Source organism: Nannocystis pusilla (assembly GCF_020073745.1).
GTDB classification, from domain to species: Bacteria; Myxococcota_A; Polyangia; order Nannocystales; family Nannocystaceae; genus Nannocystis; species Nannocystis radixulma.
The window spans coordinates 96,840-116,162 of the sequence record NZ_JAIRAU010000029.1 but is presented as its reverse complement, the minus strand read 5'-3'; the positions used below and the strand labels follow the sequence as shown (position 1 = coordinate 116,162).

Sequence of the window (19,323 nt, the reverse complement as noted above, 5' to 3'; positions counted from 1 at the left end):
GTCGCACGCGCGGCGCCTACCGCAACAGCCCGGCGTTCACGCCGGTCGAGGCGACGGTCGGCCGGCTGGCGCCGCGCTGCGGCCACTCGATGGCCAGCTTGATGATGCGGCGCTTCAGCGCGTGGCGGGTGATCCCGAGCAGCGCCGCGGCACCGACGATGTTGCCGGCCGACGCGAGGGCCTCGACGCACAGGCGGCGCTCGGCCTTCTCGAGGTTGAATTCGTCAAGGATGAGTTGGGCCAATGTTGAACCTCCGGAGAGAAACCCGCGGAACGCGGCGAATCATCCATCCGGCCTCGAAATCGCCGCCGCGTCAACTCACGACCGCGCGGCTCCCACGGTCCGCGGACGAGGGTCGTTCACGCGCGCCGGCCCGCCCGTTCCGGCTCGCTCAGGCACGGATGCGCGCAAATGACTCGCAGGCCCTCCCGCTCACAGGTCACGCCATTCGTCGCCTCGCCGGCGGCGGTGAAAGCCGTGATTCCGCGTGGTACCGTCGACGGGTGCCCGGGTATGGCTTCCTCCTTCGTCCCCGCTGTGGCGCCGGAGCCGTCGCGGTCTGCGGGCTCGTCGCGCTCCCCGGCTGCTTCTTCGTCCCGAACGGCAACGTCGGCGGCAGCGGCACGGACGGCGCGACGAATTCCGCGAATGAGCACAGCTCCACGATCGACTCTCCGACAGGCGGCGCAGCGCCGCAGATCCTCTGCACCGACGCGCCGTACGCCCTGCGCACCGGCTTCGTCGGAATCGACTATGCCACGAACGTCCGGGTCGAGGGCGGCGAGCCGCCTTATTCGTGGGACGTCGACGGGTTACCCCCGGGCCTGAAGCTGGAGGTCTCCGACGCCGACAGCGCCGAAGCCGTCATCTGGGGGATCCCGCAGGCCACCGGCGACTTCCCGGTCGAGCTCTCCGTGATCGACGCCGGGGGCACGCCGAGCACGAGCGCATGCGGCACCATCTCCGTCTTCGCCCCGCTGGCGCTCGATCCGGCCGCGCTCGTCAGCGCCTTCCCCGACGGCTGTATCTCCGATCCCGCGGTCGGCATCGACGATCTCCTCGCTCTCGGGATCCTGAACGGGGGTGACGGCACACAGCCGACGTGTTCCCTGATCCCCGGGCGCGGCCATGGCATGTCCAACTTCGACGGAGACTTCGAGACGCCGGACACCATCGCGCCCGGGCTCGCCGTCGACCCCGAGACCTGTCGCCTGTCGGGCACCGTCGATCCCTCCCTGCATTACGGCGTCTACGCCTGGATCACCACGGTGAGACAAACCGGCGTGGACGTCCACCTCCCCTATTGCGCGAGCCAGACGATCGAGCCGGACTACGAGATCATCCGCACCGATGCCGGCGAGGACCGCACGCTCGCCCCGGGCCTCGCGTTCCTCGGCGCGTCGGCCAACGAACTGACGTACGGCAGCGACCTGCCCGATCCGCAGGTCCGGGTCGACTATGGCATGGACTGCCCCGGATCCTGCTTCTACGCTTATATCTTCAGTTACGCCACGGTCTCGGCCTCGGCCAACGTCAGCTCCAGCCCGTCCGCGAAGTACCCGGCGATGGGTTTCGAAGGATTCACGCACGCCATCCGCATCACCGAGCCCGACACGGCGCTCCTCGACGGCTACCGCGCTCGCGCCTTCGTGGTCCCCATCACCTGGGACTACTGCATGGCCCAGAACGACTTGGACTGCGGCAACAACACGGCCGATCCGGACGAGAAGGCCGCGATCATCCGCGAGAACGGCGGCGGCGGCTACCGCTTCTCCCTGATCGTCCTGCCCGAATGATCACAGCTTGACCTCGAGGCCCACCTGCGTCTTGGGCTCGAACAAGGTCTCCCGGATGGCCGCGCGCAGACACTCGGCCAGCGCGGTCTTGTGGGTCGTCTCGACGCGCACCACCTTGCCGTCGCTCGTCGTGGCGACGTCGAACACGAGCAGCGGGCTGCCCTCGGCGTTGTGCGTTTTTCGGCAGGCGCGAGCGCGCGACTGCAGCTGGGACTTCGACTGCGACACCGGCGGCCCCGCGGGTCCGGTCGACGTCGGCGCGGGCGAGCTCGCTGGTGGCTTCGTGGCCGAAGCAGGGGGCGCCGGCTTCGGCGTCGCCTTCGCCTTCGGTTTGATCTTTTCCGGCTCCGGCGCGCTGACGGGCCGCTCCTGCCGCGTTTCCACGGGAGGTGGCGGCGCCTCGGCCGTGGGCGGCGGCGCCTCGGCCGTGGGCGGCGGCGCCTCGACCTCCTGACTCTCCGGCACCGCGACCGCGGGAGGACTCGCCGGGCCTGGGACCGCCGAATCATGGGACCGCGAATTCTCGACCGCAGGCGCCTCGGACGGCGAAAGCGGCTGCTCCGCGACGGGCGCGAGCTGGACGCCCGCAGGCTCGCGCGTGGCGATCACGACGGTCACGATTGCGAGCAGTCCCATGACCGCGGTGAGCACGATCGCGCGGCCTGGTCGCGACTGCGTCGGCGCCGGCAGCACCACCACCGGCGCCTGCTCCGGATCGGTCCGGGTCGACGGCAATGCCACCACCGAGCTCGCGGCGCGGGGGTTCGGCGTGGTCTCGGGATCTGCGACCGGGGGAGCCGGGCGGGGGGCGGTCGTGGCCTCCTCCTGCTCCTCGAGGATCGTGTCCGCCGGCGCCGCCGCGCGCTGGCCCGGCTCGTCCGCGACCGCACGCACGACCTCGGACGCGGTCGCGGTGCGGGCCGCCCCCGCTTGCGCCGGCGCAGAGGCATGAATGCTCGCCAGCACCGTGACGACCTCGTGCATCGACTGCGGTCGATCGTGAGGCTCCTTGGCCATCAGCCGCACGACCAGCGCGTCGAGCTCGGGCGGGACCGCGGGGTTGATGCTCGACGGCATCGGCACGGGGGCGAGGCAGTGCTGGGTGGCCACCTGCACCGCGTCTCCGGTGAACGGCACCCGCCCCGTCAGCAGCTTGAACAGCAGGACCCCGAACGAATAGATGTCGGAGCGGCGATCGAGCTTGAGGTTCCTGCACTGCTCCGGCGACATGTGGCTCGGCGTCCCCAGCGCGATGCCGGTCCGCGTCAGATCGGAGTTCGCCTCGGGCCGGACGATGCCGAAGTCGAGCAACTTGACCACGCTCTCGCCGTCGGGGCGGCGGGCGAGGAAGGCGTTCGACGCCTTCAGGTCGCGGTGAATGAGCCCCCCGTCATGGACCGCCGCGACGGCCCGCGCCAGCTGCACGGCCCAGGCACACGCGTCCTTGATGCTGTAGGGCCGTTCGGCGCGTGCACCGATCCGCGCGTCGAGGTCCTCGCCGCTCAACAGCTCCATCGTGAAGAACACCACCCCGGACGGCTCCTCGCCGAACGAGTGGATATTGACGATGTTCGGGTGTTCGAACTGCGCGATCGTCTGCGCCTCGCGCAAGAACCGATCGACGAACACGCGGTCCGTCGCCAGCTCCGGCAGCAGGACCTTCAGCGCGTAGCGCCGCTTGAGCCGCTTGTCCTCGGCCAGGTAAACGGTCCCCATGCCGCCGCGACCGAGCGCCGCCAGGACCTCGTAGCGCCGCTCGAGCACCGCCCCGATCAGTGGATCCTTGGCAGAATCGAGCACGGGAACATCCACCTTTTACACCCTCCGCCCATGGCACAGCAACGCGACCTCGCACCGCTCCTCCTCCGCCGCACCGAAGCACTGAACGAAGGATCAGCGAGAACATGATGCCGGTGATGGCTTCGGAGCACCGACCGTATGATAGGCTGTTCCGATGGTAGAGCGTCGGCATCGGGCTCTCGTCGCAGTTTTTACGAGTATCGTGTGGGCCTTCCCCCACCGCGCCGTCGCGCAGGACCCCGCCGAGACGAACGCCCCCGTCAGCTTCGACGCCGGCCTCGCGGATGGTCAGGCGCATTACGAGCGCGGCGACTTCATGGCCGCCGCCCGCATCTGGGCCGCGGCGGCCGGGCTCCTGCCCGAAGCGCCCGAGCATCAGGCCAATCGCAAGGCGCTGTTTCGCTACATCGCCGGCGCCTACCAGCAGGCGTTCGCGCTGGACGCCAGCGAGGCGATCGCCCGCGAGGCGTACGCGACGCTGCACGAATACGCGGAGGGCTTCGTCCGCGTCTATCCCACCGAGACCGTCCCCGCGGACATCGCCACCGCCCGGGATCGCTTTCTCGCCGCACTGCCGGCCCCCGAGAGCCCGAAACCGGAGGGCCCGGTCGCCGCCGGGGACGACAAAGGAACCGCGGCGCCGCCCCCCTCGCGGGATCGCGCATTGCGTGGCCTGACGATCGGCGGCGGCGTGGCAACCGGCGCGGGCGCGGTCATGCTGATCACCTTCATCGCCGGGCTCGCGCGCACGAAATCGTTCCAGGCCGACTTCGACTCCGATTCGCGGCAATGCGATCCCGACAACCCCGTCGGCGAGTGCCGCGACATCTGGGACGACGGCAAGCGGGCCGAGGCGGTCGCACGCGCCGGCCTCATCACCGCCCCGCTGCTGCTCGGCGCGGGCATCGCCATGTTGGTACTGGCCAAACGGCGTCAATCGTCGCACCAGGCCTTCGCCCCGGTGGTGGGGCCGCGCATGACGGGACTGGTGTGGAAGCTGCGCTTCTGAAGCCGAGGAGAAGCCATGTTCACGCGCATCGGTCGCCGTTGTTGCCTCGCCGGCGTGGTCCTCGGCTCGGGTTGCTTCTTCGTTCCGGATGGGAACCCGCCCGACGCGACGGGCTCGCCTGCGGGCAGCACCGCGACCAGCATCGACGCGCCGACGACAGGCGGCGTCACGGACGTCGCACCCGCCCTCGGCGTCGATTGTGGGACGCCTCTCGAGGGAGCCCGCGACGCGGCGTTTCATCATCAGCCGACCGCCTCCGGCGGGGTGCCCCCATATACGTGGATCGCCGCCGGCCTTCCGCCCGGGCTGGAGATCGACCCCGCGCTCGGGCTGATCGAAGGTGTGCCCACGACCGTCGGGACCTACGACATCGAGCTCTCGCTCGCGGATGCCGCCGGCGGCCAGGCCATGACCACGTGTCCGCCGCTCGTCGTGAATCCGGCGCTGACGGTCGACCGCTACGCGTTCGAGGCGGACGGGCCCTGCATCGTCGGCGGGACAAGATCGATCCTCGATTATCTCGATCATGGCGACGGCTCGCCGATCACCTGCTCGGTCCCGGGATCGAGCGGAGACGGCAAGCTCCCCGCAGGCCTCGACGTCGACCCCGAGACGTGCACGATCGTCGGGGAGCTGACCGAGACACGCTACGGCACCTGGGCCTGGATGGTGGCCGCCGAACAGTCCGGCGCGCGGGTGTATGCCCCGTATTGCGCGTTCCAGCCGCTCCAGGCGCTCACGGCGTACTCGATCTTCGTCAGTCACGGCGGCGCGGCCGACAACAACGTCCTCGTCCCGCTGGTCGTGAAGGTCGACAAGGACCAGCCCCTGTTGCTCGGCGGTGAGGCGGCGCCGCAATTCGCGGTCAACAACGTCGTGTGCGGAGACTCGTGCTTCTTCGGCTTCCTCTACCGCGTGACGCAGTCGCCGTTCGGCTCGGGGCCGTGCACGACCGACGACGACGGCTGCTTCGGGCTCTGTCCCCTCGTCGCGGCGCCCGACGAGCCTGACGGCGACAAATCGGTGAACTGCCAGCTCCTCCCGACCATGGGTTCGCCCAAGACCGGCTTCGCCCACGAGCTCTGGGCCAAGGGCGACCCGGTACCGCCAGAATTCCAGTCACGACCCTTCATCCTCCAGTGGGGCGTCGACTACTGTCTTTCCGACGCCGCGCCGGACTGCCAGGGAAAGGACGCGATCCTCGCCAACGGCGACGAGTCCAACCTCGAGTTCCCGGTCATATTCTATCCATTGTGAGCACTCTACTCGCGGTGCACACACGCTCGACCGCGCTGCGATCCGACATTGCCGGGTGAAGTCGAGGCGCGCGAAGGCAGCGGCGACCTGGTCGCCTTCGCGGCCATCGGCGCCGGCGCGCACGTCGGGGCCCAGCTCGTGCGGCTGTGAGCATTCCGCAGCACCCGACCGATGAAACACCGCCGCGCGGCGCGCCGATGCCCGTGGCGGACCCGTCGCGCCGCGTGCCATGCGCTGCCGCAAAAGGAGGTACGCCCGAATCCCCAGTGGGGGGTCCCCCGGGACAGGTTCGTCGGCCGCGAACCCGGCGTCTGGATCCGCTCATTCCATGAGACTCCTCGCTGTCCGGGTCCTGCTGCCCCCCCTTTCGTGACCGGCGATGTTTGACTATGCTCGCAGCATATGATCGTAGCTTCGCCCTCCGTCACGCTGGCCGATTCGCAGCTCGCCCCGCTGCTGTACCTGGCCACTCGGGCCCCGAGCGCCGGGAACATGCAGCCGTGGCGATTCCGCTGGGGCGGGACCGAACTCGAGATCGCCGGCTTCGGCGGCGGCGAGATATCGGCCCTCGATCACGAGGGACGGGCCAGCGCCCTGACGCTCGGCGGACTGCTGGAATACCTGGCGATCGCCGCGACGACCGTGAATTTCGCGGCCGTCATCGCGCTCGAGGCAGAGCCGGCGAAGGCCGGGCGCTGGGCGACGATCCGCTTCCAGGCCCGCGCGGGCGCCCCGGACCCGCTCGCCGCGGCGCTCATGGGCAGATGCACCGATCGGCGCGACTATCGCGGCGGCGCCGTGACCGACCCGGTTTTCGCCGCGATCGTGGACGATTGTGAGCAGTACCCGGAATGCCGCCTGCACCTGCGAGACCGCAGCGAATACACCGACGAACTGCTGGCCTACGTCGCCGCCAGCGAGCGCTTCTTCTGGACGTGCAAGCCGGTGCAGCAGCAAGTGATGAAGGTCGTGCGCTGGTCGGCGGAGGAGGCGGCGGCGACCCGCGACGGCGTGCTGTGGAAGGCGCTCGGGCTCGGCAGCAGCGCGGCGCACGTGCTCAAGCGGTCGAGGCGTTGGCCGGTGCAGCTGCTGCTCAATCGCCTGGGGTTCCTCGACGCCGTCGATCGCTTGACGTACACCGCGCTGCGCAGCGCCGCCGGCGTCGGTCTCATCACCGTGCGCCGGCCCGCGCGCGAGGCCTTCGTCGCCGCCGCGAGGCTGCACACGCGCGCGTGGCTGCGCCTGCACGCCGCAGGATACGCCCTGCAGCCGTTCACGGGCGCATCGCTGTACGCGGCCGACGCCGAGACCGGCCGGCTCCCGCGCGAATGGCCCGCGCACCAGCGGCGGGTGTTCGCGCCGGGGATGGCCGTCCTGCGCCGCGCGTTCGATCTCCCGCCCGACGAGACTCCCGTGTGGCTGTTCCGCGCCGGCCGCAGCCCCGGCCCGCTCGACCGCGCGCTGGTGACCCACCGCTACGACATCGACCACGTGCTGCGCCACGACCGACGCTCGGTCAATGCGTGACGAACCGATCGCTGTCGCGCAGACAAGCCTGCAGCGCGTCCTGCAGGTTGCGGTGGGTGATGAACGGCGAGATGTCGACGCCGAGGCTGGTCATCGTCTGGGCGACCGAAGGATTGAGCCCAGACAGCCGCACCTGTCCGCCCAGCAGACCGACGGCGCGGATGATGCGGTACAGCTGCTCGCCCGTGGTGGTGTCGACCGATTCGACGCCGGTCAGGTCCAGGATCGCGTAGCGGACGCGCAGGCGCACGACCTCGGCGAGCAGGCGGTCCATGATCTCGGCGGCGCGCTCCGAGTTGACCGCGCCGACCAGCGGCAGCGTGATGATGTTGTCCCACAGCTGAATGATCGGGGTCGACAGGGCCCGGATCGCCTTCTGCTGTCTGGTGATCAGCTCGAGCTGACTGCGCGCGGTCTCTTCCGCGGTCTTGAGGACGGTGATGTCGCGGACGACCCCGATCGCACGGATCTTGCCCTTGTGGTCGGCATCGGGCATCGAGTCGCCGAACACCTGCCACCAGCGAACTTCGCCCAGCCGGTTGTACACACGGTATTCGGCGAACATCCGCTTTCCAGTCATCAGATGGTCGGCGATCGACTTCGACGATAGGCCCAGGTCGTCCGGGTGGATGGCATCCCACCAGCTGCCGGCGATCGGCGCGAAGTCCCGCTCGTCGTAGCCCAGGAGCTCGGGGAAGCGACTCGAGTAATGCACCGGGATATTGCGGTGGAAGGCCTGCTCGGGATCGATGGCAGGATACTCCCAGATCCCGTCCCCGGAGACCGACACCGCCATCGCATATCGCTCGAAAAGGCGTCGCGTATCCGCCTCATCACTCGTCATCATCGCCTCGCCCTCCGCGCCTCACCCTATCAGCCCCGGGCATCCGCGCAAAGCGCCAACGCGCGACGCTGCATTGTTCGGAACACCGTCCCCGCCGCGGAAGCCCCCGGGCGATCTCGCCCGGCGCCGTGGCGCCCCCACCCCCCTGTGCAGCTTCGAGCGAGGCGCCGGCATTTCCCGGTTTCACCGACGGTTCATCCGACCGACACCTACACTCGTCGGGCTCCGACATACGCGCTATCGCCGTCGCCGTGTGAGTCTCCATCGTTCCGCTTTTCCGCGCGCCCCCTTCCGTCTGTCGAATGGCCGTGGCATAGACAGATCATTGATGGCTGCGCCGCGGGGTGTAGCCATTTCGTGTGGGCGCCGTCGAGGACGGGGGGGTGCGCATGATCGACACCGAAGCGTGGGTGCTCTACGAGCGCTCTGGTCACATTCAATCCGCGCTGGACTCCGATGAATTTCGCCTCGAGAAATTCTCGTTCCCCGGCCCGGAGAGCGACGAATTGCTGGTCGAGCCGCTGTTCGGCAGCTGGGAGGGCAACATGACCCATTCCCTACAGCGGCGCCCGATCGACATTTGCAGCCAGCGCCGCGAGCGACGCGTCGTCATCGGCAACGGCAGCGTCCTGCGGGTCCTGCGGGCCGGTAGCGATGTTCGTGGAATCCACGAGGGCGACGTCGGGATTCTCTATGGCGGTCATGTGCAGGACGAATTCGGCTACACCGTCCTGGTGCAGGGCTACGACGCCCCCGGCACTGTCGGTGTCCTCGCCAAGCGCACCAAGGTCGCCGCGCGCAACTTCCTCCCGCTGCCGCCCGCCTCGAACTATCGCCTCGAGCAGTGGGCGGCGTTCTCGGTGCGGTATTTGACGGCATGGTCGAATTATCGCGTGGCCATCGGCGCGTACCGCCTGCAGGTCGACGCGCACGAGGACCCCGCGCCCTACGTGCTGGGCTGGGGCGGAGGATCGACGCTCGCCGCCCTCGACCTCGCCCGGCGCGCCGGCTGCCGCACCGCGATGGTGACGGGCAGCTCCGAACGCTTGGCCGAGCTCGCCAGGCTCGGGATCGTGGGGATCGACCGCAGGCGCTTCTCGGACATCGAGTTCGACGAGGCACGATATGGGCGGGACCCCGATTACCGGGCGGCATATCGCCAGTCGGAGCGCGCGTTCCTCGACATCGTGGGCGATTGGACGCACGGGCGGAACGCCGCGATCGTCTTCGATTACATCGGCGCGCCGGTGTTCCGCGCCAGCGTCAAGGCGCTGGCCCGCCAGGGCGTGCTGGCGACGGCCGGCTGGCTGATGGGTATGCAGATGACGGTCAACCGCGCGATCGAGTGCATCGGCCGCCACGTCCACGTGCATTCACATTACATCCGCCACGGGGATTCGCCTGCGGCGATGGACTACGCCGCGCGTGAGGGCTGGATGCCGCAGGTCTCGGAGATCTATTCCTGGGAAGAGATCGGTCGCCTCGCCCGCGACGCGACCGCCGGCCGCCTGCGCTCCTACTTCCCCGTGTACGGGGTCAATCCAATCTGAGCGAGGCGCGGTGGCGCCCGGCGCGTGGCCTCGAGGCCACGACGATCGCCGACGAGGAGTACCAACATGAAATCGGGACAGCCCCTGGACGACCTCCGGGAGTCTCATGAGTCCGTCGCGTTCTGGCTCGGCGCGCTGGCCGGCGCGCCGCCTCGGCTGGACCTCCCCGGAGAATTTGCACACTCCGCCGACGACGCCGCGACGGCGCTCGATCATTCGCTCGGCGCCGAGGACTCGGCCGCGGTGCGCGCGCTGGCGGCGAGCCTCGACGTCCCGCCGGCGGCGATCGTGCTCGCCAGTCTGTGGGTCGTGCTGGCCCGGCACACCGGGCAATCCGACATCGTCGTCCTCGCGCGCTGCCACGGTGGAAGACCACCGGCGCCGGCGCGCGGGCACATCGAGCCGGACGTCGCCTTCACCGCCGTGGTCCGCGCGGCCCAGGGCATGATCCGCAGCGGCGCGACCCACCCGACCGGCGCCGACGACATCATCGCCGCCGCCGCCGCCGGAGGTCAGGATCTGGCGTTTCCGATCGCATTCTGGGTGATCGGGGGCGACGACGACGCGCCGCGGCCGGGGACAGGCGAGGCGCGGCGCGTCGATCTCGTGTTCAGCGCCAATGTGAGCACCGCGAAGATGTCGCTCCGCGCCTCGTGGCGGCCCGGGAGCCACGACGCCGCCGCGCTCGCCGGCGTGCTCGCCCGCTGGCACGTGCTGCTGCGCGCGGCCGCGGCCACACCCGGGGCGCCCGCCACCGCGCTGCCGCTGTTGTCGGCGAGCGAGCGGCGCCGCGTCGTCGCGGAAGGCAACGATACGACGATCGACCTGGCGAATGACGTCTGTGTGCACACGCTGGTCGAGGCCCAGGTCGCGCGCAGCCCCGATCGCGTCGCCGTGGTCGCCGACGACGGCCAGTGGACCTACGCCGAGCTGGATCGCCGCGCCGACGCGGTCGCCGGCGCGCTGCGGCGGCGAGGAGCCGGCCCCGGCGCGCTCGTCGCCATCTGCGCCGACCGTTCGCTCGAGCTGGTCGCCGGGCTCCTCGGGATCCTCAAGGCCGGGGCCGCGTATGTGCCGCTCGATCCGCAGCACCCGCGGGAGCGGCTCGCGCGGATGCTCGCGGACTGCGGCGCCCGGGTGCTGCTGGCGCAGCGGCAGCACCTGGCGGCGTTGCCGGGCGAAGCGGTCCTCGTCCTCGACGAATGTGTGCACTCTGCCGACCTGGCTCCGGAGACAGGCCCCGTTCGCGTCTCGCCCGACGATCTGATCTACGTCCTGTACACCTCGGGCTCGACCGGTCGGCCCAAGGGAGTGATGAACGTCCACCGCGGTGTCGTCAATCGCCTGCTGGCGATGCAGCGGGAGATCCCGCTGGCCACGGGCGAGCCGGTGCTGCAGAAGACCCCGTACGGCTTCGACGTCTCGGTCAACGAGTTCTTCTGGCCGCTCGTGACCGGCGCGACGCTGGTGATGGCGCGACCGGGCGGTCACCGCGATCCGGCGTACCTGGTCGAGGCGATCCACCGGCACGCGATCACGACGATTCACTTCGTGCCGCCGATGCTGGCGGCCTTCCTCGAGCAGGTCGATCTGTCGCCGTGCCGCTCGCTGCGGCGGGTGCTGTGCAGCGGCGAGGCGCTGCCCCCCGCGGTCGCGCGCGCCTGCCACGCCCGCCTCGGCGTCGAGCTCTACAACTTCTACGGCCCGACCGAGGCGGCGATCGAGGTCACCTCGCACCGCTGCGAGCCCGGCGAGGACGCGCGGACCGTCCCGCTCGGCGCGCCGCTCCCCAATTGCACGATCTACCTGCTCGACCGCCACGGCGAGCCGGTCCCGCCCGGCGCCCCGGGCGAGCTGTACATCGGCGGCGTGCAGGTCAGCCGCGGCTACTGGGGCCGCCCCGAGCTGACGGCCGAGTGCTTCGTGCCCGACCCATTCACCACAGTCCCCGGCCAGCGGCTGTACCGCACCGGCGACCTGGCGCGCCGGCGCGCCGACGGTTTGATCGAGTTCCTGGGCCGCATCGATCACCAGGTCAAGATCCGCGGGTTCCGCGTCGAGCCGGGGGAGATCGAGGCCGCGCTCCGCGAGCAAGAGGGGGTGCGCGCCGCGGTCGTCGTCGTGGCCGAGCACGCAGGCGACCGCCGCCTCGTCGCGTACGTCGTCCTCGCCGATTCACCGCGGTCGACCGACGACCGCGTGGCGTCGCTGCGCGCCGACCTGGCGGATCGGCTGCCGGCATACATGGTCCCGGCGGCGATCGTCCCGCTGGCCGCGATCCCGGTCAACGCGAACGGCAAGATCGACCGCAAGGCCCTGCCCGCCCCCGACGAGCGCCAGTTCGCGCGTTCGTCCAGCGGCGTCGCGCCCCGGACGCCGCTCGAGGCCCGCATCGCCGCGATCTGGGCCGACGTCCTCGGCCTGCGCGAATGTGGGGTAACCGACGATTTCCTCGACCTCGGCGGTCACTCCCTGCACGCCGCGCAGATCCTCACGCGCCTGCGCCGGGCGCTCGGCGGCGAGGTCTCGCTCGCCGATTTCTTCGCCCGCCCCACGATCGCCGGGCTCGCCGCGCAGCTCGAGCACCGCGGCAACGACGGCGAGACCGACGCGCTCCGCCGCGCACCCGGCGAGCCGCCGGTGGTGCTCTCGTTCGCGGAGGAGCGGCTGTACTTCCTCCACCAGCTCGCGCCCGACAGCGCTGCCTATCATTGCCCGCTGGCGTTTCGCGTCACCGGCGATTTTAATGAAAATCACCTCGAGGCCGCCCTGCGAGCGCTGGCGCAGCGCCACGAGATCCTGCGCACGCGATTCATCAGCGTCGCCGGCGTGCCGCAGCGCGTGATCGATCCCGCGCCCCGCCTCGCGCTCGAACGCCTCGACCTCGGCGACGCGCCGCCGGAGGACCGCGAGTCTGCCCTGCAGCGCGCGCTGGAGGCCGCTGCGGCCCGTCCCTTCGACCTGGCAGCCGGGTCGCCCGTCCGCACCGGCGTGGTCCGCCTGGGACCGCGCGATCGGGTCCTGTGGCTCGTGCTGCACCACATCGCCACCGACGCCTGGACCGAGGCGTTGCTGCTGCGCGAGCTCGGCCAGGCGTACGTCGCCGCACGGGCTGGCGTCGTCGCGCCCACCGCACCACCCGCCCTGTCGTACGCCGATTACGCCGCCTGGCAGCGCAGTTCGTGGTCCACTGATTCACGCGCGGCTGCGCTGGAGCGCTGGCGGACCCGCCTGGCGGGCGCGCCCGCCCTGCTCGCATTGCCGGCGGACCGGCCGCGGACGGACGCGCCGGCCCTGCGCGGCGACCGGCTGCGATTCACCGTATCCCCCGCGGAGCTGGCCCCCCTGCGCCGCCTGGCGCGCTCGGCCGGCGCGACCCTGGCGATGGGGCTGCTGGCGATCTTCGCCGCCGTCCTGCGGCGATTCTCGGACCAGGACGACCTCGTCGTGGGCCTGACCTCCGCCGCGCGCACGCGGCTCGAATTGGAGGACATCGCCGGCTTCTTCGTCGACACCCTGCCGATCCGCCTCGAGCTCGCCGACGATCCCGCACTGCCGACATTGCTCGCGCGCGTGCGCGACGCGGTGCTCGCCGCGCATCAGGACGAGGCGGTCCCCTTCGAGCAGATCGTCCGGGCCATCGGAGCGCCGCGCGACGCCGGCGGTTCGCCGCTGGTGCAGGTCGCGTTCGCGCCGCAGCCGGGCGGCGAGCCGGGCCTGCAATTGCCCGACTGCGAGGCGAGGCCGCTCGACCTGCACGCCGGCGGCGCGATCTTCGACCTCACCCTGCTCACGCGCGAGACCGCGGACGGCGGCCTCGACGCGGCCTTCGAGTACGCGAGCGACCTGTTCGACCGCTGGCGGATCGCCGCGCTCGCGCGCGCCTTCGCGGCCGTGGTGGCCGCCGTCGACGCGCCGCCGACCAGCCTCACCACATTGCCCTTGATGTCGCCCGCCGAGCAATCGCAGCAGTTTGCCGGCGCGTGCGGGCCGGTCCGCGACGTCGCGCTCGACGGCGGAGTGCACGCGTTCGTCGAGGCGCAGGTCGATCGCACCCCGCAGGCCGCCGCGCTCGTCGCCGACGACGAGGTCCTCTCGTATGAAGAGCTCGAGCGGCGGGCCAATCGCCTGGCGCAGCACCTGCGCGCGCTCGGGGTCGGCGCCGGCAGCCTCGTCGGCGTGGTCGCCGCCCGCACGCCGACCACCTTCGTCGCGGTGCTGGCGATCCTCAAGGCCGGCGGCGCCTACGTGCCGCTCGATCCGTCGTATCCGGCGCAGCGGCTCGCCTACATCGTCGAGGACGCGGCGCTGCGGTGGATCGTCGCCGACCCGGCCGCGGCCGCCGACCTGCCGCCGCACGCGGCGCTCCTCGTCGCGCCGGAATCATCACACCACGCCTCCCCCGAGCGCCCGGGCATCACCCTCGGCGCCGACGACCTCGCCTACGTGCTCTACACCTCCGGCTCGACCGGCCGGCCCAAGGGCGTGGCGATGGGTCACGGCGCCCTGCGCAACCTCGTGCAGTGGCACCTCGACGATCCGCGGCTCGGGCGGCCGGCGCGGACGCTGCAGTTCGCCTCGCTCAACTTCGACGTCTCGGCCCAGGAGTTTTTGACGACCTGGGCCGCGGGCGGGACCCTGGTGCTCGTGTCCGAGGAGACGCGGCGCGACGCGCCGGCGCTGTGGCACCTCATCGAGCGCCAGGCGATCGCGCGCCTGTTCGTGCCGTTCGTGTTCCTGCAGCATTTGGCCGAGGCCGCCGCGACGCTCGCGCGCGTGCCCACCACGCTGGTCGACGTCGTGACCGCGGGCGAGCAGCTCAAGATCTCGCCGGCGATCCGCGACTGCTTCGCGCGGCTGCCCGCGTGCGCGCTGCACAATCACTACGGACCGACCGAGGCGCACGTGGTCACCGCGCACGTGCTGACCGGGCCTGCCGCGGCCTGGCCGAACCTGCCGCCGATCGGGCGCGCGATCGCCAACACGCGGATCTACGTGCTCGACCCCCGCCAGCGCCCCGTGCCGCCGGGCGTGACCGGCGAGCTGTACATCGCCGGCGTCGCGCTGGCCCGCGGCTACCTCGGGAGGCCGGAGCTCACCGACGAGCGCTTCGTCGCCGATCCGTGGGCGCCGGGCGCGCGGATGTACCGCACCGGCGACCTCGCGCGGCGCGCCGATGATGGCACCCTCGAGTACGTCGGCCGCGCCGACGCGCAGGTCAAGCTGCGCGGCGTCCGGGTCGAGCTCGGCGAGATCGAGGCGGTGCTCGCCGAGGACCCCGCGATCGCGAGCGCCGCCGCGATCGTGCGCGAAGATGTCCCCGGGGACAGGCGCCTCGTCGCCTACGTCACCGCCCGCGGGGCCGCGCCGCTCGACATCGCCGCGCTGCGGACGCGCCTGCGCGCGCGCCTGCCCGAGGTGATGCTCCCGGCCGCCTTCGTCGAGCTGCCGGGCCTGCCGCTGCTGCCGAGCGGCAAGCTCGATCGCCGGGCCCTGCCGCCTGCCCGCGAACGAGCCGTGAACGCCGACCGCGACTCGTCGCCGCGCACCGCGCTCGAGCAGACGATCGCCAGCATCTGGCGCGAGGTGCTGCGCGTCGATCACGTCGGCCTCGACGATCGCTTCTTCGACCTCGGCGGCCACTCGCTGCTGCTCGCCCAGGTGCGCGCCGGCCTCGCGCGCGCGCTCGGGCGCGAGCTCGGCATCGTCGACCTGTTCCGCCACCCGACCGTCCGCAGCCTCGCCGCGCACCTCGACGGCCGGCGCGACGACCCTGCGCCGCACGCTCCCGCTCCGCGCCCCCACACACCGACCGACGCGAGCGCGCGGGCGATCGCCATCGTCGGCATGGCCGGGCGGTTCCCCAGCGCCGCCAGCGTCGACGCGCTGTGGGAGGCCATCGCGGCCGGCCGCGAGCTGGTGTCGTTCTTCACGCGCGAGCAGCTCGCGGCCGCCGGCGTCGACCCGGCGCTCGTGCAGTCCCCGCGGTTCGTCCCGGCGATCGGCGTCATGCCCGACGCGATGTGCTTCGACGCCGCCTTCTTCGGCTACTCGCCGCGCGAGGCCCGGCTCATCGATCCGCAGCAGCGCGTCCTGCTCGAGGTCGCCTGGGCCGCGCTCGAGCACGCCGGTCATCCGCCGCGCGGCATCGACGAGCCTGTCGGCGTGTTCGCCGGCTGCGACGTGCCGCGCTACTGGCTCGAGCGGATCGGCGACGCCGGCGGTCCGCTGAGCCTCGAGGAGTACGAGGCCGGCTTCGGCAACATGAGCGACACCCTGGCCACCCGCGTCGCCTACGAGCTCGGCCTGCGCGGTCCGGCCTTCACCGTGCAGACCGCCTGCTCGACCTCATTGGTGGCAGTGCACCTCGCGTGTCAGAGCATCCTCGCGGGCGAATGCTCGGTCGCCCTCGCCGGCGGCGCGGTGGTGCTGCCGCCGGACCGGCTCGGGCACGTGTCGGAGGGCGGCGCGGTGGTGTCGCAGGACGGCCGCTGCCGGCCCTTCGACGCCGACGCGCAGGGCATCGTCGCCGGCAGCGGGGTCGCCGTGGTGGTGCTGAAGCGGCTCGCCGACGCGCTGGCCGACGGTGACACGATCCACGCGGTGATCCGGGCGACGGCGATCAACAACGACGGCGCGCGCAAGGTCGGCCTGACCGCGCCGAGCGTCCCGGGGCAATGCGAGGTGATCGAGCGGGCGCTCGCGCTCGCCGGCGTCGACCCGGGGGCGATCGGCCTGGTCGAGGCGCACGGCACCGCGACGCGGCTCGGCGACCCGATCGAGGTCGCGGCCCTGACCCAGGCCTGGCGCCGCACCACCGCCCGGTCGGGCTACTGCGCGCTCGGCTCGATCAAGGGCAACATCGGTCACCTCGGGGCCACCGCTGGCGTCACCGGCCTGATCAAGGCCGCGCTGGCGCTCGCGCGCGAGGCCATCCCGCCGACCCTGCACTTCCGCGCCGCCAACCCCGAGCTCGCGCTCGCCGACAGCCCGTTCTTCGTCGACCCCGAGCTGCGGCCATGGCCGAGAGGACATGTGCCGCGATTCGCCGCCGTGAGCTCGTTCGGGGTCGGCGGCACCAACGCCCACGCGATCCTCGAGGAGGCCCCGGCGCTCCCGCCCTCGGGCCCGTCGCGGCCGGTGCAGCTGCTCGTGCTGTCGGCGCGGTCGCCCGGCTCGCTGGCGAATGGCGCCGCGCGCTTGAGCGACGCCCTCGACCGCCCCGACGCGCCGCCGCTGGCCGACGTCGCCCACACGCTCGCCCGCGGCCGGACCGCCCTGCCGCGGCGAATGGCGGTGATCGCCCGCGACGTCGCCGGGGCCGTCCATGCGCTGCGCGCCGCCGATCGGACCCTCGTGGTCGAGGGCGTCGCCGGCGAGCGTCCGCCGCGGGTCGCCTTCCTGTTCCCCGGCGGCGGCACGCAGGAGGTCGGCATGGGCCGCGAGTCGTACGAGCACGATCCGCAGTACCGCGCCGAATTCGACGCCGCCGCCGCGCGCTTCGCCGGCGAGCTCGAATTCGACGTCCGCGCCCTGCTGTACGCCGGCGACCCCGAGGCGGCCGCCCGCGAGCTGCGCCGGCCGACCCGCTTCTTGCCGGCGATCTTCTGCTGCGAATACGCGCTGGCCCGACGAATGATGGCACTCGGCGTCGTGCCGGCGGCGCTGACCGGCCACAGCCTCGGCGAGTACACCGCGGCCGCGATCGCCGGCGTCCTCTCGCTCGACGACGCCGTCCGCCTGCTGGCCACGCGCGCGCGCCTTCACGAATCATTGGACGTCGAGGCCGCGCTGCTGGCCGTCGCCCTGCCCGCGGACGAGCTCGCGCCCCGGCTCGGCGACGGCCTCGACCTCGCCGTCGTCAACGCCGCGGACAGCTGCGTGGTCGCGGGCCGCGTCGACGCGATCGCCCGCATGGAGGCCGAGCTCGCCCGCGACGGCGTCGAATACAAGCGGCTGCCGGTGGCCGGCGCCTCGCACTGCGCATTGGTCGAGCCGCTGCTGCCACAGCTCGTCGCCTGCGCGCAGCAATTGCAACTCTCGGCCCCGGCGATCCCCCTCGTCTCCAACGTCACCGGCGACTGGCTCGGCGCCGACGAGGCCCGCGACCCGCTGCACTGGGCGCGCCACCTGCGAGGCACCGTGCGCTTCGCCGCCGGCCTCGACCGGCTGCTCGCCGATCCCGAGCTCGTCCTCGTCGAGGTCGGCCCCGGGCGCACGCTCGCCGGCCTCGCGCGGCGCCATCCCGCCGCGCGCGGCCGCCTCATCCTGACCACGATGGCGACCCGCGGCGGTCGCCGCACCGACCTCGAAGAGTTCACCCACGCGCTCGCGCAGCTGTGGTGCCGCGGTACCGACATTCGCTGGCGCGAGCTGTTCGCCGGCGAGCAGCGGCGCCGCGTTCCGCTGCCGACCTACGCCTTCGAGCGCGTCCACCACGAGCTGCCCCGTCGCGGCGCCGCGGCGCTCGCAGCACCGGCGTCGCCGCTCGCATCGCCGGCCGTCGAGTCGCGCGCGCCGTCCTCCGCCGACCCCGTCGCGCGGACGATCGCCGACGTGTTCGCCGACGTGCTCGGCGTCCCGCCGCCGGCCGCGGACGACAACTTCTTCGACCTCGGCGGCTCGTCGTTCCTGGCCCTGCGTGTGCGCGTGCGCCTCGAGGAGCTGCTGGCCGTCAAGCTGCCGGTGCACGCGTTCGTCGAGCACCCCACGCCGGCCGGCCTCGCCGCGGCCGTGCGCGCGCGCCTGCCCGCGAGCGAGCCGACCGACGCGACCCCGCCCGCGCCCGCCAGCCTCGCCGTCACCTTGCGCCCGGGTCCGGGCCGGCGGCTCTTCCTGGTCCAGCCGATCGGCGGCACCGTCTTCACCTACCTGCCACTGGCGCAGCGGCTCCCGCCCGCGCTGCACGTGACCGGCCTGCGCGCCTCGGGCATGGAGCCCGGCGAGCCCGTGTACGCGCGCATGGACGAGCTCGTGGCCCGCTACCTCGCCGAGGTGCGCGCCGTCCAGGCCAGCGGCCCGTACCTGCTCGGCGGCCACTCGGCGGGCGGCGTCATCGCCTTCGAGATGGCGCGGCAGCTGCTCGCCGAGGGCGAGCGCGTCGACCTCGTCGCGCTGCTCGACACCTCCGCCCTCGACCTCGCGCGCCGCCTCGTCATCGCCGGCGACGACGACCTGTTCCGGATCGCCGAGCAGATGCGCGCCGACTCGTCCCGCGCCTACGAACAGTTCGCCGCGACCCTGCGCGGCGATCCGGCCTTCCGCGCGCTCGTCCGCGCCACCTGGCAGGCCCTCGCCGGCTGCGAGCCGGCCCCGCTGCCGGTCGACGCGCTGTACGTCAAGGCCCGCGTCCAGGCCGACCCCGACGATCGCCACGCCGACCGCGCGTGGATGGACCTGGTCGACGGCGCGTTCACCCGCGCCGGCGTCGACGCCGACCACTTCTCGATGATGGACGAGCCGGCCGTCGCCGCCACCGCGGCGATCCTGGCGGGCGCGCTCGCCAGGCTGTAAGGACATGATCCGAAGAACATGCCCTT

The 19,323-nt window shown here is 72.2% G+C and carries 9 protein-coding genes; 6 read left to right on the top strand and 3 right to left on the bottom strand.

Translation table 11 applies throughout. The features are described from left to right. Positions 1 to 16 precede the first annotated feature (16 nt). Positions 17 to 244, bottom strand: a complete 228-nt coding sequence (locus K7C98_RS24005; RefSeq protein ID WP_224194080.1) for a helix-turn-helix domain-containing protein — start codon at positions 242 to 244, stop codon at positions 17 to 19. Between K7C98_RS24005 and K7C98_RS24000 the strand changes: the two genes are divergently transcribed. After that, entirely contained in the window at positions 244 to 1,797 is a 1,554-nt protein-coding gene (locus K7C98_RS24000) for a hypothetical protein (protein ID WP_224194079.1), read from the top strand. The two genes, K7C98_RS24005 and K7C98_RS24000, sit on opposite strands and share 1 nt — an antisense overlap. On the opposite strand, the gene K7C98_RS23995 is transcribed toward K7C98_RS24000, so the two are convergent. Beyond that, positions 1,798 to 3,597, bottom strand: a complete 1,800-nt coding sequence (locus K7C98_RS23995) for a protein kinase domain-containing protein (protein ID WP_224194078.1) — start codon at positions 3,595 to 3,597, stop codon at positions 1,798 to 1,800. Positions 3,598 to 3,799: 202 nt separating this feature from the next. Between K7C98_RS23995 and K7C98_RS23990 the strand changes: the two genes are divergently transcribed. The 3 genes from K7C98_RS23990 to K7C98_RS23980 all read left to right on the top strand — a co-directional run bounded on the left by K7C98_RS23990 (position 3,800) and on the right by K7C98_RS23980 (position 7,390). Then, positions 3,800 to 4,606, top strand: a complete 807-nt coding sequence (locus tag K7C98_RS23990) for a hypothetical protein (protein ID WP_224194077.1) — start codon at positions 3,800 to 3,802, stop codon at positions 4,604 to 4,606. A 15-nt stretch (positions 4,607 to 4,621) separates the two neighbouring features. Further along, complete coding sequence (locus K7C98_RS23985) at positions 4,622 to 5,863, top strand: Ig domain-containing protein (protein ID WP_224194076.1); 1,242 nt, start codon at positions 4,622 to 4,624, stop codon at positions 5,861 to 5,863. Between the two features lie 402 nt (positions 5,864 to 6,265). Continuing rightward, positions 6,266 to 7,390, top strand: a complete 1,125-nt coding sequence (locus tag K7C98_RS23980) for a hypothetical protein (protein ID WP_224194075.1) — start codon at positions 6,266 to 6,268, stop codon at positions 7,388 to 7,390. On the opposite strand, the gene K7C98_RS23975 is transcribed toward K7C98_RS23980, so the two are convergent. Continuing rightward, on the bottom strand, positions 7,380 to 8,234 hold the full coding sequence (locus tag K7C98_RS23975; RefSeq protein WP_224194074.1) for a PAS domain-containing protein: 855 nt from the start codon (positions 8,232 to 8,234) through the stop codon (positions 7,380 to 7,382). The genes K7C98_RS23980 and K7C98_RS23975 overlap by 11 nt on opposite strands. Before the next feature lie 389 nt (positions 8,235 to 8,623). Here K7C98_RS23975 and K7C98_RS23970 point away from each other — a divergent pair, with 389 nt between their 5' ends. Together K7C98_RS23970 and K7C98_RS23965 are read left to right on the top strand one after the other, a co-directional pair. Continuing rightward, positions 8,624 to 9,784 (top strand): zinc-binding dehydrogenase, encoded by a 1,161-nt coding sequence (locus K7C98_RS23970; protein WP_224194073.1) that lies wholly within the window; start codon positions 8,624 to 8,626, stop codon positions 9,782 to 9,784. A gap of 66 nt (positions 9,785 to 9,850) precedes the next feature. Then, positions 9,851 to 19,297 carry a non-ribosomal peptide synthetase/type I polyketide synthase gene (locus tag K7C98_RS23965; protein ID WP_224194072.1) on the top strand — a complete coding sequence of 3,149 codons (9,447 nt, stop codon included), beginning with the start codon at positions 9,851 to 9,853 and terminating at the stop codon, positions 19,295 to 19,297. Positions 19,298 to 19,323 lie beyond the last annotated feature (26 nt).

Excerpts from the sequence above, each read along its gene's own strand:
- K7C98_RS23970 (WP_224194073.1), top strand. The coding sequence starts at position 8,624 with ATGATCGACACCGAAGCGTGGGTGCTCTACGAGCGCTCTGGTCACATT.
- K7C98_RS23975 (WP_224194074.1), bottom strand. The coding sequence starts at position 8,234 with ATGACGAGTGATGAGGCGGATACGCGACGCCTTTTCGAGCGATATGCG.
- K7C98_RS24000 (WP_224194079.1), top strand. The coding sequence starts at position 244 with ATGTTGAACCTCCGGAGAGAAACCCGCGGAACGCGGCGAATCATCCAT.
- K7C98_RS23980 (WP_224194075.1), top strand. The coding sequence starts at position 6,266 with ATGATCGTAGCTTCGCCCTCCGTCACGCTGGCCGATTCGCAGCTCGCC.
- K7C98_RS23965 (WP_224194072.1), top strand. The coding sequence starts at position 9,851 with ATGAAATCGGGACAGCCCCTGGACGACCTCCGGGAGTCTCATGAGTCC.
- K7C98_RS23985 (WP_224194076.1), top strand. The coding sequence starts at position 4,622 with ATGTTCACGCGCATCGGTCGCCGTTGTTGCCTCGCCGGCGTGGTCCTC.